Source organism: Gordonia amarae NBRC 15530 (genome assembly GCF_000241345.1).
In the GTDB taxonomy this organism is placed as follows: Bacteria; Actinomycetota; Actinomycetes; order Mycobacteriales; family Mycobacteriaceae; genus Gordonia; species Gordonia amarae.
In genome coordinates, this window is the sequence record NZ_BAED01000001.1 from 1 (window position 1) to 14995 (window position 14995).

At 68.2% G+C, this 14995-nt stretch carries 15 protein-coding genes; 12 read left to right on the plus strand and 3 right to left on the minus strand.

Annotation, left to right across the window (positions count from 1 at the left end; all coding sequences use genetic code 11):
• The 5 genes from infB to GOAMR_RS00030 form a co-directional block, all read left to right on the plus strand.
• A partial coding sequence (gene infB / locus GOAMR_RS00010) for a translation initiation factor IF-2 (RefSeq protein ID WP_005180885.1) occupies nucleotides 1–2397 on the plus strand: 2397 nt, incomplete at its 5' end.
• Between the two features lie 162 nt (nucleotides 2398–2559).
• Complete coding sequence (gene rbfA, locus GOAMR_RS00015; protein ID WP_005180887.1) at nucleotides 2560–3012, plus strand: 30S ribosome-binding factor RbfA; 453 nt, start codon at nucleotides 2560–2562, stop codon at nucleotides 3010–3012.
• Entirely contained in the window at nucleotides 3009–3965 is a 957-nt protein-coding gene (locus GOAMR_RS00020; protein WP_005180908.1) for a DHH family phosphoesterase, read from the plus strand. Before rbfA ends, GOAMR_RS00020 begins: the two co-directional genes overlap by 4 nt.
• A gap of 29 nt (nucleotides 3966–3994) precedes the next feature.
• Nucleotides 3995–5329 carry an MATE family efflux transporter gene (locus GOAMR_RS00025; protein WP_005180912.1) on the plus strand — a complete coding sequence of 445 codons (1335 nt, stop codon included), beginning with the start codon at nucleotides 3995–3997 and terminating at the stop codon, nucleotides 5327–5329.
• 132 nt (nucleotides 5330–5461) lie between these two features.
• Nucleotides 5462–5935: a DUF3060 domain-containing protein gene (locus GOAMR_RS00030; RefSeq protein ID WP_138943520.1), complete on the plus strand. Its 474-nt coding sequence runs from the start codon at nucleotides 5462–5464 to the stop codon at nucleotides 5933–5935.
• On the opposite strand, the gene GOAMR_RS00035 is transcribed toward GOAMR_RS00030, so the two are convergent.
• Nucleotides 5925–8402: a glycoside hydrolase family 2 TIM barrel-domain containing protein gene (locus GOAMR_RS00035; protein ID WP_170319089.1), complete on the minus strand. Its 2478-nt coding sequence runs from the start codon at nucleotides 8400–8402 to the stop codon at nucleotides 5925–5927. The genes GOAMR_RS00030 and GOAMR_RS00035 overlap by 11 nt on opposite strands.
• 166 nt (nucleotides 8403–8568) lie before the next feature.
• Between GOAMR_RS00035 and GOAMR_RS00040 the strand changes: the two genes are divergently transcribed.
• From GOAMR_RS00040 to GOAMR_RS00055, 4 genes are all read left to right on the plus strand, one after another.
• The gene (locus tag GOAMR_RS00040) at nucleotides 8569–9543 is read left to right on the plus strand and encodes a metallophosphoesterase family protein (RefSeq protein ID WP_005180920.1); all 975 of its coding nucleotides are present in this window, start codon (nucleotides 8569–8571) and stop codon (nucleotides 9541–9543) included.
• 65 nt (nucleotides 9544–9608) lie between these two features.
• A complete protein-coding gene (locus GOAMR_RS00045; protein ID WP_005180923.1) occupies nucleotides 9609–10553 on the plus strand; it encodes a metal ABC transporter substrate-binding protein in 945 nt (314 codons plus the stop codon).
• Nucleotides 10550–11308: a metal ABC transporter ATP-binding protein gene (locus tag GOAMR_RS00050; RefSeq protein WP_005180926.1), complete on the plus strand. Its 759-nt coding sequence runs from the start codon at nucleotides 10550–10552 to the stop codon at nucleotides 11306–11308. The genes GOAMR_RS00045 and GOAMR_RS00050 overlap by 4 nt, the downstream gene beginning before the upstream one ends.
• A complete protein-coding gene (locus GOAMR_RS00055; RefSeq protein WP_005180928.1) occupies nucleotides 11305–12159 on the plus strand; it encodes a metal ABC transporter permease in 855 nt (284 codons plus the stop codon). The genes GOAMR_RS00050 and GOAMR_RS00055 overlap by 4 nt, the downstream gene beginning before the upstream one ends.
• Here the strand turns inward: GOAMR_RS00055 and GOAMR_RS00060 are convergent, their stop codons facing one another.
• Nucleotides 12160–12357 (minus strand): hypothetical protein, encoded by a 198-nt coding sequence (locus GOAMR_RS00060; protein ID WP_005180929.1) that lies wholly within the window; start codon nucleotides 12355–12357, stop codon nucleotides 12160–12162. It lies immediately after the preceding gene.
• 137 nt (nucleotides 12358–12494) lie between these two features.
• On the opposite strand from GOAMR_RS00060, the gene GOAMR_RS00065 reads away from it, so the two are divergent.
• From GOAMR_RS00065 to truB, 3 genes are read left to right on the plus strand one after another with little or no spacing between them, the layout of a single operon-like run.
• Entirely contained in the window at nucleotides 12495–12893 is a 399-nt protein-coding gene (locus tag GOAMR_RS00065) for a hypothetical protein (RefSeq protein WP_005180932.1), read from the plus strand.
• A gap of 35 nt (nucleotides 12894–12928) precedes the next feature.
• Nucleotides 12929–13603 (plus strand): 4'-phosphopantetheinyl transferase family protein, encoded by a 675-nt coding sequence (locus GOAMR_RS00070; protein WP_005180934.1) that lies wholly within the window; start codon nucleotides 12929–12931, stop codon nucleotides 13601–13603.
• A 1-nt stretch (nucleotide 13604) separates the two neighbouring features.
• On the plus strand, nucleotides 13605–14507 hold the full coding sequence (truB, locus tag GOAMR_RS00075; RefSeq protein WP_005180936.1) for a tRNA pseudouridine(55) synthase TruB: 903 nt from the start codon (nucleotides 13605–13607) through the stop codon (nucleotides 14505–14507).
• A gap of 68 nt (nucleotides 14508–14575) precedes the next feature.
• Here truB and GOAMR_RS00080 read toward each other — a convergent pair.
• Nucleotides 14576–14995, minus strand: a 420-nt coding sequence (locus tag GOAMR_RS00080; RefSeq protein ID WP_005180939.1) for a metal-dependent transcriptional regulator, incomplete at its 5' end; no start/stop codon positions are given.

Consider the following 14995-nt stretch of genomic DNA (forward strand, 5'->3'; position numbering starts at 1 on the left):
GGTGCGGCACGCCCGGGTTCCGGGCCGCGTCCCGGACCCAAGCCCGGCCCGCGAGCCCCGCGCGTCGGCAACAACCCCTATTCGTCGGCTCCGCCGCCCGCGCCGCGTCCCGCCGGTCCCCGTCCCGGGCCCGGTCAGGGTGGTCCGCGTCCCGGCGGTGGTCGCCCCGGTGCGCAGGGCAGGCCCGCCCCCGGTCAGGGTGGTCCCCGTCCCGGCCCGGGTCAGGGTGGTCCGCGCCCCAATCCCGGCAACATGCCTCCGCGCCCGAACCCCGGTGCCATGCCTAGCCGTGCCGCCCGTCCTGATGCCGGTCGTCCCGGCCGTGGCGGTCCCGGTCCCGGTGCGGGTCGTGGCGGTGCCGGTGGTGGTGGCGGCTACCGCGGCGGTGGTGGCGGCGCTCCCGGTGGTGCTCCCGCCGGTGGTGGCTTCCGCGGCCGTCCCGGCGGCGGTGGTGGCGGCGGTGGCCGTGGACGCGGCGGTGCCGCGGGTGCCTTCGGGCGTCCGGGCGGTGCCCCCCGCAAGGGCCGCAAGTCCAAGCGCCAGAAGCGCCAAGAGTACGACTCGATGCAGGCACCGGCAGTCGGCGGTGTCCGGCTGCCCCGCGGCAACGGCGACACCATCCGGCTCGCCCGCGGCGCCTCGCTGTCCGATTTCGCCGACAAGATCGGCGCCAACCCGGCGTCGCTGGTCCAGGCGTTGTTCAACCTCGGCGAGATGGTCACGGCCACCGAGTCGGTGAACGACGAGACGCTGGAGCTGCTCGGCGGCGAGATGAACTACGTCGTCCAGGTCGTCAGCCCGGAGGACGAGGATCGCGAGCTGCTCGAAAGCTTCGACCTCACCTACGGCGAGGACGAAGGCGGCGAGGAAGACCTCGAACAGCGTCCGCCGGTGGTGACCGTCATGGGTCACGTCGACCACGGTAAGACCCGACTGCTCGACACGATCCGAAAGGCCAACGTCCGTGAGGGCGAGGCCGGCGGCATCACCCAGCACATCGGCGCCTACCAGGTGAACACCCACCTCAACGGCGAGGATCGCCTGATCACCTTCATCGACACCCCCGGTCACGAGGCGTTCACCGCCATGCGTGCCCGTGGTGCCAAGGCCACCGACATCGCGATCGTCGTGGTCGCGGCCGACGACGGCGTGATGCCGCAGACGGTGGAGGCCATCAACCACGCCCAGGCGGCCGACGTGCCGATCGTGGTGGCGGTCAACAAGATCGACAAGGAGGGCGCGCAGCCGGAGAAGATCCGCGGCCAGCTCACCGAGTACGGTCTGGTTCCCGAGGAGTACGGCGGCGACACCATGTTCGTCGACATCTCGGCCAAGCAGGGCACCAACATCGAGGGTCTGCTCGAAGCGGTGCTGCTGACTGCCGACGCGTCGCTGGACCTGCGCGCCAACCCCGACATGGACGCCCAAGGTGTCGCCATCGAGGCGCACCTGGACCGCGGCCGTGGCCCGGTGGCCACCGTCCTGGTCCAGCGCGGCACGCTCAAGGTGGGCGACTCGATCGTCGCCGGCGACGCCTACGGCCGCGTCCGGCGCATGGTCGACGAGCACGGCGACGACGTCGCCGAGGCCACCCCGTCGCGGCCGGTGCAGGTCATCGGCTTCACGTCGGTGCCCGGCGCGGGTGACAACCTGCTGGTGGTCGAAGAGGACCGCATCGCCCGGCAGATCGCCGACCGGCGCAACGCACGCAAGCGCAACGCGCTGGCCGCCCGCAGCCGCAAGCGCATCAGCCTGGAAGATCTGGATTCGGCTCTCAAGGAGACCAGCCAGCTCAACCTCATCCTCAAGGGCGACAACTCGGGTACCGTCGAGGCCCTCGAGGAGGCGCTGCTCGGTATCGAGATGGACGACGAGGTGTCGCTGCGGATCATCGACCGCGGCGTCGGCGGTGTCACCGAGACCAACGTCAACCTGGCGGCGGCCTCGGATGCCATCATCATCGGCTTCAACGTCCGCGCCGAGGGCAAGGCGACGGAGCTGGCGAACCGCGAGGGCGTCGACATCCGCTACTACTCGGTGATCTACCAGGCCATCGACGAGATCGAGAGTGCGCTCAAGGGCATGCTCAAGCCGATCTACGAGGAGGCGGAGCTCGGCCGCGCCGAGATCCGCGCCATCTTCAAGTCGTCGAAGGTCGGCAACATCGCCGGCTGCCTGGTCCAGTCGGGCATCATGCGCCGCAACGCCAAGGCACGTCTGCTCCGCGACAACGTGGTGATCGCGGAGAACCTGACGATCTCCTCGCTCAAGCGTGAGAAGGACGACGCGACCGAGGTTCGCGAAGGGTACGAGTGTGGCCTCACGCTCACCTACAGCGACATCAAGGTCGACGACGTCATCGAGACGTACGAGCTGCGCGAGAAGCCGCGCGACTGATCCGATGTCCCGCATCGCGGCGCGCAGGGTCCATCCGGACCCTGTGCGCCGCGGTCGTACCTGATGTGTCCTCCCCCCCCGCAGGGACGTATCACACGCGGCGGCAATGCACGTGTGAGCATGAGGGGGAGTAGTACTTTGAAACCTGAAAGGACGTGACCTATGGCTGACCCGGCACGGGCCCAACGCCTGGCCAAACGGATCTCCTCGATCGTCGCCTCCGCGATAGCGCACGACATCAAGGACCCGCGGCTGGCGCACGTCACCATCACCGACGCCCGCGTCACCAACGATCTGCACGAGGCGACGCTCTACTACACCGTTATGGGTGAGTCGATCGATTCGGAGCCCGACTACGCCGAGGCCGCCGCGGGGCTGGCCAAGGCCACCGGGATCCTGCGATCGAAGGTGGGCGCCGGAACCGGGGTGCGATTCACCCCGACCCTGACTTTCGTCCGTGACTCGGTACCCGACGCGGCCCGGCACATGGAGGAGCTGGTCGCGCGTGCGCGCGCCAACGACCAGCTGGTGGCCCAGCAGGCGGCGGCAGCTCAGCCCGCGGGTGAGGCCGACCCGTACCGGCACGATGACGACGAGGACGGTCCGACCGAGTGAAATCCGCCACGCCGCAGGACATCGCCCAGGTGCTGGGCGATGCGACGGCCGTGACGATTCTCTGTCACGTCCGGCCGGACCCCGACACCATCGGCAGTGGCCTGGCGCTGGCGCTGGGACTGTCGCGGCGCGGCGTCGACGTCGAGGTGTCATTCCCGGGTGCCGAGACGCTGCCGCGGTCGCTGACCGCGCTCGCCGGTGCCGACCTGGTGGTGCCCGCCGGTGAGGTGGTGGGTCATCCCGTCGTCGTGTCGGTCGACGCCGCGACCCTCGGCAGGCTTGGTGATCTCGGTGCCGTCTTCGAACGCGCCGACCACAACATCGTCATCGATCATCACGTGTCGAACACCGGATTCGGCGAGTACAACCTCATCGATCCGGCCGCCGACTGCACGTCCATCCTGATCCTGGAGATCCTCGACGCGCTGGGCACCGACATCGACTCGGACATCGCCACCTGCGTGTATGCCGGTCTGATCACCGACACCGGGTCGTTCAAGTGGGCACGCCCAGAGTCGCTGCGCATTGGTGCGCGGCTCCTGGATGCCGGGGTCGACGGTGCGGCGTGGAGCCGGGCGTTACTCGACAGCCACCCGGTGGCCTGGCTGTCGCTGGTGTCCAGGGTGCTCGGCGGCGCCCGGTTCGACGCCGCCGCGTGCGGCGGGCACGGCGTGATCTACGCGGTCGTCTCTCTCGACATGCTCGGCCCGGTGGGCTGGGCGGATATCGAGAGCATCATCGACGTGTTGCGGGTGGCCGAGGAGGCCGAGGTGGCAGCGGTGTTCAAGGAGACCGCGCCGTCGAAGTGGGCGGTGTCGTTGCGCGCGAAGGACAAGATCGACCTGGTTCCGCTGGCCGGTGCCCACGGCGGCGGCGGTCATCGGCGTGCCGCCGGCTACAGCGACAGCGGGACGGCGCAAGACGTGATCGACCGGTTCCTGAGGTCCCTCTGACAACCCACCCGGATCCTCCGTCCACCGGTGTGCGCCGTATCGCGGTGCTGTCGGTATCCGCTCTGCTGGTGCTGGTGGCACCGCCTCTGTACCTGCTGCTCGATCTGGCCGTGGTCGGCCGGCTCGGCGGTCATGAACTCGCCGCTCTCGGTGTCGGCACGCTCGTGTTGGCCACCATCAGCACCCAGCTCACCTTCCTGTCCTACGGCACCACGGCGCGGTCGGCGCGGCTGTTCGGTGCCGGTGATCGTGTGGGCGCGGTCCGGGAGGGTGTGCAGGCGACGTGGGTCGCGCTGGGTGTGGGTGTCGTCCTGATCATCCTCGCCTATCCGCTGGCGCCGGTGGCGATGGGTGCGTTGGTGGGTTCGGGCGAGGACGGTGCGGCCGAGGTGGTCGACGAGGCGACCCGGTGGCTGCGGATCGCGATGTTCGGGGTTCCGTTGATATTGGCATCGATGGCCGGCAACGGCTGGATGCGCGGGGTGCAGGAAACCCGGCGACCGGTGCTGTTCGTGCTGTGCGGACTGTCGTTCGGTGCTGTCGGGGTGGTCGGTCTCGTGCACGGACTCGGCTGGTTTCCCCGGCTCGGCCTGACCGGCAGCGCCGTCGCCAACGTGGTGGGGCAGTCGATCACCGGGGCCCTGTTCGTGGGCCGGCTGGTGGGTGAGTCCCGCCGCGGGGACACACCCCTGCCGCTGCGTCCGGATTGGTCGATCATCGCGGCGCAACTGCTGATGGCGCGCGACCTGATTCTGCGCAGTCTGTCGTTCCAGGTGTGTTTCGTGTCGGCGACGGCGGTGGCGGCCCGGTTCGGGATCGCCGCGGTGGCCGCGCACCAGGTCGCCGTCCAGGTGTGGGATTTCCTGTCGCTGCTCCTCGATTCGGTGGCGATCGCCGCGCAGGCGCTGGTGGGGGCGGCGTTGGGTGCCGGTGCGACCGGTGTGGCGGTGACCGTCGCCCGTCGGGTCACCGTGGTGGCGGTGGCGATCGCGGTTGCGGTGGCGGTGGTCTTCGCGGTCGGTGCGGGAATGATTCCGGGTGTGTTCACCCATGATGCCGAGGTACGCGATGCGATGGCCGTGCCGTGGTGGTTTCTGGTGGGGATGCTGCCGATCGCCGCGGTGGTCTTCGCGCTCGACGGTGTGCTCCTCGGCGCCGGGGACGTGGTGTTCCTTCGCAAGGCCACGATGTTCTCGGCGCTGTGCGGATTCCTGCCGCTGATCTGGTTGTCGCTGGTGTTCGGCTGGGGCCTGGCGGGTATCTGGTCGGGTCTGGTTGCACTGATGGTGCTGCGTCTGGTCCTGGTGGTCGGGCGGGTGCTGGGCGGCCGGTGGCAACGTGTCGGCGCCGATGCGGTGACCTGATCGACCCGCGGTGACCCTATTGAGACCTGGGTTACTCCTGTGGGTGATGTTGCCCGTGGGATAATGCACGAGGCCGGTGCCGCGTGTGGCGGTGCCGAGAACGAGGGTCTGGTGGGCGGGAGATCGAGGACCATGGTGAGACCGGCGAAGGTGTGCGCGGCGATATGCGCGAGCGTGCTCGCGGTCGCGCTGTCCGGTTGCGACGAACTCGACAAGGTCATCGGATCCGAGACGGTCACCGTGACCGAGACCCCGGGACCGCACAACGCGCCGAAGGCCGACGAGGACCGTGAGCAGGTGACGGCGGACGACGCCGACCAGGACGGCGGCGGGCGCGGCTATTTCGGGGGGCCGACGATCAGCCAGGACCGTGGCGCGATCGTGTGGACGTGCGGCCGCAAGGCGATCCTCATCAGCGGTGATGCCAACATCGTCACCCTGCTCGGCATGTGTACGTCGGTACTGATCAGCGGCGACGGCAACAAGGTGATCCTCAGCGGGGTGGAGCGGCTGTCGGTGTCGGGGGACGGCAACACCATCACCTACTGGCCGAGTACCGCCAAACTCACCGACACCGGCAACGGCAACACCTACTTCAAACGCTGAGGCCTGTATCGGGATCGCGTTTCACGGAGATCCCGAGGTGTGCGGGTTCGCATCCGTCGGCCGACGCCGTGACGTGAACCTCCCCGGATTCGTGCCCGGTGCGCAGCACTGCGAGGGCCCTGCCCTGATAGATGCGATGCTCGCTGGAACAGAAGCCCTCGTCGGTGATGGGCTCGGCGCTGCCGAACCCGAGCAGGGTGGCGGCACCGTCGACGCTCAGCGACACCGGGCGGTCGTCGAGCGGCCGCACGACGCCGTCGGCGTCGGTCAGTTCGACGTGCACGAAGGCGAGGTCGTGGCCGTCGGCGCACAACTCCACCGATTCGGTGCGCAGCGTCAGCCGGAGGTCCGGGCCGGCGCTGCGCAGCACGTCCCGGCCGATCTCGCCGCCGCCGGCGTCGCGGAGTATCGCCGTGAGTTCACCCGCCGCGTACGGCACGGTGAACGTGGCCAGATGCCCTGTCCGCGCCGATATCCGGCGCCGGCCGACCGTCGTGCCGTTGAGCAGCAGTTCCGCCTCGCCGTCGGCGCCGTACACCTCGACGGTCGCGTTCTCGCCTTCCAGGCCCGCCCAGCTCCAGCTGCGGATCGAGTCGGTGGCGCGCCACGCGGAGTCGACCAGCCGGTCGCGGGAGTGGTCGACGGGCCGCACCGCCAGGTGCGGGCCGGGTGTCAGGCCCCAGGCGATCTCGTTGAGGTACGACTGCGTCTGCCGGTGCCCGGTGATGTCGAGGTTGCTGGTGCCCGCGGTGAGCGCGGGGAAGGGCAGGAACATTCGCGGCCGGTCGTTGTAGCGCACCGCGGCGATGGCGCCCTCGCCCAGGTAATCCCATCCCGTCCACACGAAGTCGCCGATGACGTACGGCTGATCGGCGATGTCGTGCCAGATCGCGACGGTCTGGGTCGGCGGGTTCTCGCTGCCGACGAACACCCGCTGCGGGTGCAGCCGGTGATCCTGCCGGAAGCGGGCGGCCATGTAGTTGTAGCCGGCGATGTCGACGTCGGCGAATGCGTCGCGAGTCTTGCGGTCGACGATCGGCTTGGTCAGCACCCACTTCATGATCTTCGCCATGGCGCCCATCGCCAGGTTCAGCAGCAGGATCAGGTTCTTGTTGGCCGCGGTGGTACCCGCCGCGCGCGCCTTGGCCGCTGTGCGTTGTACCTTCGCCTCGTCGGCGCCTGCCACCAGGTTGAGAAAACCGTTGACGCAGTTGGTGACCGGCCGGGACGGGTCGAGTTCACCGGTTGCCTCGGCGAGCTGTGCGCCGAGCCGGACACCGTCGGGGGTCGCGGTCTCACCGATCTCGTTGCCGATCGAGTACACGATCACCGACGGATGGTTCACGTCCTTGATGATCATCGCGGCAAGATCCTCGCGCCAGCGCCCGCTGAACTCCAGCGCCGCGTCCCAGGTGGTTTTCGGCCGCGTCCAGACGTCGGTGAGTTCGTCCATCACCAGCACGCCCAGCTCGTCGCAGGCGTCGAGCATGGCCGGCGATGCCGGGTTGTGGGCGCTGCGGATGGCGTTGAACCCGGCCTCCTTCAACAGGCGCACCCGGCGGTGCTCGGCGGCGGGCAGGCAGTGCGCGCCGATCACGCCGTGGTCGTGATGAATCGCCGCACCCCGCAGTCTGACGACTTTTCCGTTGATCAGCAGACCGGATGCCGCACCCACCTCGACGGTGCGGACCCCGAACCTGGTGTGTGCCTCGTCGGTGCGTCCGCCGGCGGCGGCAGTCACGCGCATCGTGTACAGAGTGGGCGATTCCGGGGCCCACAGTGCGGGATCGGTCAGCTCGACGGTCTGGGTCAGCGGCAGTGTGCTTCCGGCGGCCACAGGGGTGGTGAGCCGCGCCTGATGGACCGGTTGTCCGGCCGGATCGTCGACCGTGATCGACAGCCACACGTCGCGGTCGGTGTCCCCGGCGTTGACCACATCGATACGGACGTCGAGCGTTGCGGCACGGGGATCTGCCGTCCGCGTCGTCACCTGCGGGTATCCGGGCGCGATGTGCACCGCGGGCCCAACGAGCAGATGCACGGGCCGGTAGATCCCGCTGCCGGTGTACCAGCGGCTGTTGGGTTGCTGCGAGTTGTCGACGAGCACCTCGATCGTGTTGGTGTCACCGAAGCGCAGACCGGTCAGCGGCACCCGGAACCCGGTGTAGCCCGACGGACAGCCGCCGACGTCCACACCGTTGAGCAGGACCTGCGACCGGTGGTACACACCCTCGAACTCGCATTCCACGACGCAGTCGCGCCACACAGCCGGGGCGGTGAACCGCTTGGCGTAGCGGTAGACGCCGCCGGGGAAATAGCCGGTGTTGTGGGCGGCCGCGCAGCCGGGGTCGCGGTCCTCGAACATCATCGCGTCGTGCGGCAGGGTCAGCGGACCGACGATCCGGCGTGGCCGCCCCGGCGTCTCGGTGGTGATCGTCCAGTCGGCGTCGAACGCTGTTCGGATCACGGGCGGCTCCATCGGGACGGATTACTGATATGTCAGAATCGAGAAAATGTATCAAAACCCTGGGTTGGTCGATGGCGTTTCGATGATCCGGGTGCCCTGCGACGAGTTCCGGTCCGGCGCTCGGGCGGCGCGGACGTCACCACGGACTCTGGCACTATGGATCTTCGTGGCTACACTCTGGGCGATCAGTGATCTGCATGTCGGGCATCGTGGAAACGAGGAGATCGTCGGCAAGATCCGGCCCGAGCGGTCCGACGACTGGCTGATCGTCGCCGGCGACGTGGCCGAGCGCACCGACGACATCGTCGACACGCTGCGCCGTCTGAAGCTCAAGTTCCACACCGTCATCTGGGTACCCGGTAACCACGAGCTGTACACCACCAGTCGTGACCCGCGGCAGCTGTTCGGGGTGGCGCGCTACGACTATCTGGTACAGGCGTGCCGGGACATCGGGGTGATCACGCCCGAGGACATCTACCCGCTGTTCGATCCGGGCAACGGGGACGCGCCGGTGCGTATCGTGCCGATGTTCCTGTTGTACGACTACACATTCCGGCCGGAGAACACGACGACGGCGCTGTCGGCGCTGGCGCTGGCCCGTGAACGCAACGTGGTGGCCACCGACGAGTTCCTGCTGTCCCCGGAGCCTTTCCCGACGCGGGACGCGTGGGGAAGGGCGCGGATCGAGGCCACCAGGTTGCGGCTGGAGGCGCTGGACCCGAACGAGAAGACGGTCCTCATCAACCATTGGCCGTTGCGCCGCGAACCGACCGACGTGCTGATGTATCCGGAGTTCGCGCTGTGGTGCGGCAGTGAACTGACCGACGACTGGCACACCCGGTTCAACGCGGTGTGCTGCGTCTACGGGCACCTGCACATCCCGCGGACCACCTGGTACGACGGGGTGAAGTTCGACGAGGTGTCGGTCGGCTATCCCCGTGAGTGGAAGAAACGTGGACTGCCCGAACCGTTGCTGCGCAAGATCGTTCCCGACGAGGGGATCGGCCCGGGCGACCTGTCGGAGTTCGGTGAGCGCTTCGACATGCCGCCCGAGTACGCCGAGCGGACCGAGGAGATGCGCCGGCGGGTGGAGAAGGCGCAGTCGTACCGGCGGATGACCGGCGGAAGCGGCACCTCGTAGCCCGGGGCTGATAATCAGGTCACCCTTGCTAGGAATTTCGGGTAACCGAAATTAAGGTATCGGGCGTGTGGAAGATCGGTGAGGATGGGCGCGCCCGGCTGCGGTGGAGCGCGGTCATCGTCGCGGCCGTCGTCACGCTCGGTGTGGTGACGGCCTGTGCGCCGCAGGACTTCCCCGACGACGGCAAGCCGGTCGTGGTCACGACGTTCACCGTCCTCGCCGACATCGCGTCGGTCGTCGCCGGTGACCGGATCCACGTGCGGTCCATCACCAAGCCGGGTGCCGAAATCCACGGCTACGAACCGACCCCCGGCGATATGCGCCGGTCCGCGAAGGCCGACCTGATCATCGACAACGGTCTGCACCTCGAATCGTGGTTCACCCGGTTCGTCCAGGCGCTCGACGTCCCGCACGTGGTGGTCAGCGACGGCGTCACGCCGATCGACATCGCCTCCGATGCGTATGCGGGCAAACCGAATCCGCACGCCTGGATGAGTCCGCTGAACGTCATGATCTACGTCGACAACATGGTGCGCGCGTTCACCCGGATAGATCCCGACGGCAGGGCCGAGTTCGAGGCCAACGCGGCGTCGTACAAGAAGAAGCTCCAGGCGGTGCACGACGATCTGGTGACGTCGCTGCGCACGGTGCCGCGCACGCAGCGCGCCCTGGTGACCTGCGAGGGCGCGTTCCCGTACCTGACCCGCGACGCCGGGATCGCCGAACGCTACATCTGGCCGGTGAACGCCGAACAGCAGGCCACTCCCAAGCAGGTGTCGGCGACCATCGACTACGTCCGTGACAACCAGGTGCCCGCCGTGTTCTGCGAGTCGACGGTGTCGAACCGGCCGATGAAGCAGGTGGCCTCGGCCACGGGCGCCCGGTTCGGCGGCACCCTGTATGTCGACTCGCTGTCGGCCGCCGACGGGCCGGTGCCGACCTATCTGGATTTGATCCGCCACGACACCACGACCATCGTGTCGGGCCTGACAGGGCAGGGGAACAGATGACCAGCACGGGTTGCGACGCGATCGTCGTCGACGACGTGACCGTCCGCTACGGCGACGTCGTGGCACTCGACGGGGCCTCGCTCACGCTGCGGCAGGGCACGGTGTGCGGCCTGGTCGGGATGAACGGGTCCGGCAAGTCCACCCTGTTCAAGACGATCATGGGGCTGGTGCGTCCCGACTCGGGCACCGTCACCGTCAACGGGCGGCCACCGCGCGCGGCTCGCCGGTCGGCGTCGATCGGGTATGTGCCGCAGTCCGAGGACATCGACTGGCAGTTCCCGGTGTCGGTGGAGGACGTGGTGATGACCGGCCGCTACGGGCAACTCGGCTTCACCCGGCGGCCCCGGCAGCAGGACCGGGACGCCGTCGACGACGCGCTGGCCCGGGTGGAGCTGACCGACTACCGGCACCGGCAGATCGGCAGGCTCTCCGGCGGACAGCGCAAGCGGGCGTTCGTCGCCCGCGGTATCGCGCAGGGCACGTCGATCCTGCTGCTCGATGAACCGTTCGCCGGTGTCGACAAACGTACCGAGGCCACGATCACCGCGCAGTTGCGGTCGCTGGCCGCCGAGGGGGTGACGGTGCTGGTGTCCACGCACGACCTGCACGCGCTGCCGACTCTCGCCGACGAGGCGATCCTGTTGATGCGCAAGGTCCTTGTGCACGACACCCCCGAGACGGTGCTCAAGCCGGAGAATCTGGTGCGCGCGTTCGGTGTCGACCCCCTCGACCTGGCACCCGGCGGTGCCGCATGATCGACTACCTGATCGACCCGTTCACCTACTCGTTCATGTCCCGGGCACTGATCGCGACGCTCATCGCGTCGGCGGTGTGCGCGTTGCTCTCGTGCTGGCTGGTGCTCATCGGCTGGTCGCTGATGGGCGATGCCGTCTCCCATTCGGTGCTGCCCGGTGTGGTGCTCGCCTACATCGTGGGTGCGCCGTTCGCACTCGGCGCGGTGGTGTTCGGTTTTCTGGCGGTCGGGTTGATCGGCGCGGTCCGCGACCGCGGCCGGATCAAGGAAGACGCGGCGATCGGGATCGTGTTCACCACCCTGTTCGCGATCGGTCTGGTGCTGATCTCGGTGACACCCAGCCAGACCGACCTCAACCACATCGTGTTCGGCAACGTGCTGGGTGTGTCGCGGTCGGATCTGGCGCAGATCGCGGTGCTTGGCGCGATCGTGGCGGTGGTGTTGCTGGTCAAGCGCCGCGACCTGGTGCTGTTCGCGTTCGACCCCATCCACGCGCATGCCATCGGTCTGAACCCGCGCGTCCTGGGCGCGGTGTTGCTCGGCCTGCTGGCCTTGACGACGGTGACCGCGCTGCAGGTGGTGGGCATCGTGCTGGTGGTGGCGATGCTGGTGATCCCGGGCGCCACCGCCTACCTGCTCACCGACAAGTTCAGCCGCATGCTGGTCATCGCGCCCATCACCTCGATGCTGTGCGGCCTCGTCGGCCTGTACATCTCCTACTACCGCGACACCTCGCCCGGCGGGATGGTCGTGGTGGTGCAGGGCGCGCTGTTCCTCCTCGTCTACCTGTTCAGCCCGAGCCAGGGGATAGTCACCGGCCGGCTCGGACGCCGGCGGACCGCGGCCGCCTGATCAGACTGTCGCGGTTCCGATGCTGATAGCCCCATACGGACGCGGTGCGCCTGCGACGTAGAACTGGTCGAGTCCGGTGATGGTGAGGCCGGCGTCGGTGAGCAGCGACGGGATGTCGCGGGTGAGGTGGCAGCCACCGGCGATGAGTTTCTGGATCGGTTCGAGCCGACGCTGGTATCGCCTCGGAGGTGCCACCATGCCGGTTGTAGTGCGATCGTGCCGGCTCTCGGTGCCGATCCCATGCTGGTTGAGGTGCGAGCTTGCGAGCCTCGAAACCCGGTGAGTCGACAATGTCCCCGGCCACGGTCCTCGCCGTACCTGACTAGTCTGGACCGATGCCCGTACCCGTTGACTGGACGCCGCACCGCCGCGAGGATCGTGAACTGCTCGGCTGGATCGTCGCCGACGACGAGTCCGGCGATGCGTGGTCGGCGATCGACGTGCTGGGCAGGGCAGTGGTGACCGGCGCCGACTGGCTCGACGCCGAGGCCGCCCTCGACGATCGCGGACTGCACTATCTCGCCGACCCGTACATGCTCGAAGGGCCGCGTGAGCAGCCGGTGCGGGTGCGGCTGGTGGAGGTCACACCTGAGCGGATCGTCGTCAAGGAGGATGACTTCGGGGACATGACCGCGACAACTGAACGTTTTGTTCTGCCCTGGCCGATTCCTGCGGAGTTGCGCGAGACGCGGCCCGACGATCCGGACGGCTTCACGTTCGGCGCCTCCCACTAGACTCTCGGACGGACTTTCGTGGAAGGGAACTGGGTGTGATCGAGCAGGTTGTGCCGTCCGGGGTCGCGTCGATGGAGACGTTCGCCGACCCGCCGGGTATCGCGCCGATGCCGGGGGAGGAGGCGATCATCGCCCGCGCCGTCGACAAGCGCCGCCGCGAGTTCATCACCGCACGTGACTGCGCGCGTAAGGCGATGGCGCAGCTCGGTGTGGAACCGGCGCCGATACTGCGGTCGGCCACCGGGTCACCGCAGGAGAAGGCCGCCCCGATCTGGCCGCAGGGCATTGTCGGCTCCATCACCCACACCGACGGCTACCGGGCCGCGGTGGTGGCCTACAAGCTGCAGATCCGTTCCCTCGGTATCGACGCCGAACCCCACGAGGCGTTGCCCGAGGGGGTGCTCGACCACACCAGCATCGCCGAGGAACGCGCCGTCCTCGCGACCCGACCCTCCGGGCTGCACTGGGACCGGCTGCTGTTCTGCGCCAAGGAGGCCACGTTCAAGACGTGGTTCCCGCTCACCAAGCGGTGGCTCGGTTTCGAGGATGCCCACATCACTTTCGAGCAGACCGGTGAGCAGTCGGGCACCTTCGTCTCGAAGCTGTTGGTGGACGGTTCGGTAATCGACGGCGGCACCCCGCTCGCCTCGTTCGACGGGGTGTGGCGCGTCGAGCAGGGTTTCATCCTGACCTCGATCGCGCTGACCTGACATGGCCGACGCCTCCATCGAGAACGCCGGGCTGCTGATCGTCGACAAAGAGGCCGGCATGACCAGCCACGACGTGGTCTCGCGCTGCCGCAAGATCTTCAACACCCGCCGCGTCGGGCATGCCGGCACCTTGGACCCGATGGCCACGGGCGTGCTGGTGATCGGTATCGAACGCGCCACCAAACTCCTCGGTCTGCTGTCGTTGACCACGAAGGCCTACGAGGCCACCATCCGGCTCGGCGCGTCCACCACCACCGACGACCGCGAGGGTGAGATCCTCGAATCCACCGACGCCTCAGAGGTTTCCGACGACGCGATCCGTTCCGGTATCGCCGCACTCACCGGCGACATCCAGCAAATCCCGGCCAAGGTGAGTGCCATCAAAGTCGACGGCCGCCGCGCCCACGCCCTCGTCCGTGGCGGCAAGGAATTCGACCTCGAAGCCCGCCCGGTCACGGTGTCCCGCTTCGACATTCACCACATCCGCCGCGACGAGCCAGGTTTCGTTGACCTCGACGTGACCGTCGAATGCTCCGCCGGCACCTACATCCGTTCCCTGGCACGCGATCTCGGGTCCGCGTTGGGTGTCGGTGGCCACCTGACCGCACTGCGTCGCACCGCAGTCGGTCCGTTCACCCTTGACCACGCCCTCACACTGGACGAGGTCCGTGACAACCCCCACGTGAGCCTCGACATCGACCAGGCCGTCAAACTGTCCTTCCCGCGCCGCGACATCGATGACTACGAAGCCGAATCCATCAGTCAGGGCCGCTGGCTCGAACCCATCGGCCGCAAAGACATCTACGTCGTCGTCGACCCAGCCGACAAGGCGATCGCCCTCATCCAGGAAAAAGGCCGCCGCGCAAGCTCGGTCATGGTCGTCCGCCCGGCAACCCTGCGATAATCGGAAATTCCGCACTTTGTGTCGCTCAGCGCGACAAAGCGCGGAGTCTCGGCTGAGACTCACGGTGGTCATTCGGTGACGATGAAGATGGCTCGGGCGGCTATGTCGCCTAGGTCGACGGTGGTGGTGTTGTCGATGGAGACGGAGATGGTGCCGGCGAAGGGGCGCTTCTCGCGGATCGTGAGCACTGAGTCGAGGGCGACGCCGACCTCGTCGAAGTAGCGGAGCATGTCGGGGTCGTCATCGGAAATGCGTGCGACCCGGCCGGATTGGCCGATGTCGAGGTCCGAGAGCAGGCAGGCGTCGGGGGTGGGGACCGAACCGTCGGTGCGGGGGATCGGGTCGCCGTGCGGATCACGTTCGGGGAAACCGAGTTTCGCGTCGAGGCGGGCCAGCATGCGGTCGGAGACGGCGTGCTCGAGGATTTCGGCCTCGTCGTGTACCTCGTCCCAGCCGTAGCCGAGTTCGCGCACGAGGAAGGTTTCGAG

Excerpts from the sequence above, each read along its gene's own strand:
- truB (WP_005180936.1), top strand. The coding sequence starts at position 13,605 with ATGGCCGACGCCTCCATCGAGAACGCCGGGCTGCTGATCGTCGACAAA.
- GOAMR_RS00030 (WP_138943520.1), top strand. The coding sequence starts at position 5,462 with ATGGTGAGACCGGCGAAGGTGTGCGCGGCGATATGCGCGAGCGTGCTC.
- GOAMR_RS00050 (WP_005180926.1), top strand. The coding sequence starts at position 10,550 with ATGACCAGCACGGGTTGCGACGCGATCGTCGTCGACGACGTGACCGTC.
- GOAMR_RS00055 (WP_005180928.1), top strand. The coding sequence starts at position 11,305 with ATGATCGACTACCTGATCGACCCGTTCACCTACTCGTTCATGTCCCGG.
- rbfA (WP_005180887.1), top strand. The coding sequence starts at position 2,560 with ATGGCTGACCCGGCACGGGCCCAACGCCTGGCCAAACGGATCTCCTCG.
- GOAMR_RS00065 (WP_005180932.1), top strand. The coding sequence starts at position 12,495 with ATGCCCGTACCCGTTGACTGGACGCCGCACCGCCGCGAGGATCGTGAA.
- GOAMR_RS00060 (WP_005180929.1), bottom strand. The coding sequence starts at position 12,357 with ATGGTGGCACCTCCGAGGCGATACCAGCGTCGGCTCGAACCGATCCAG.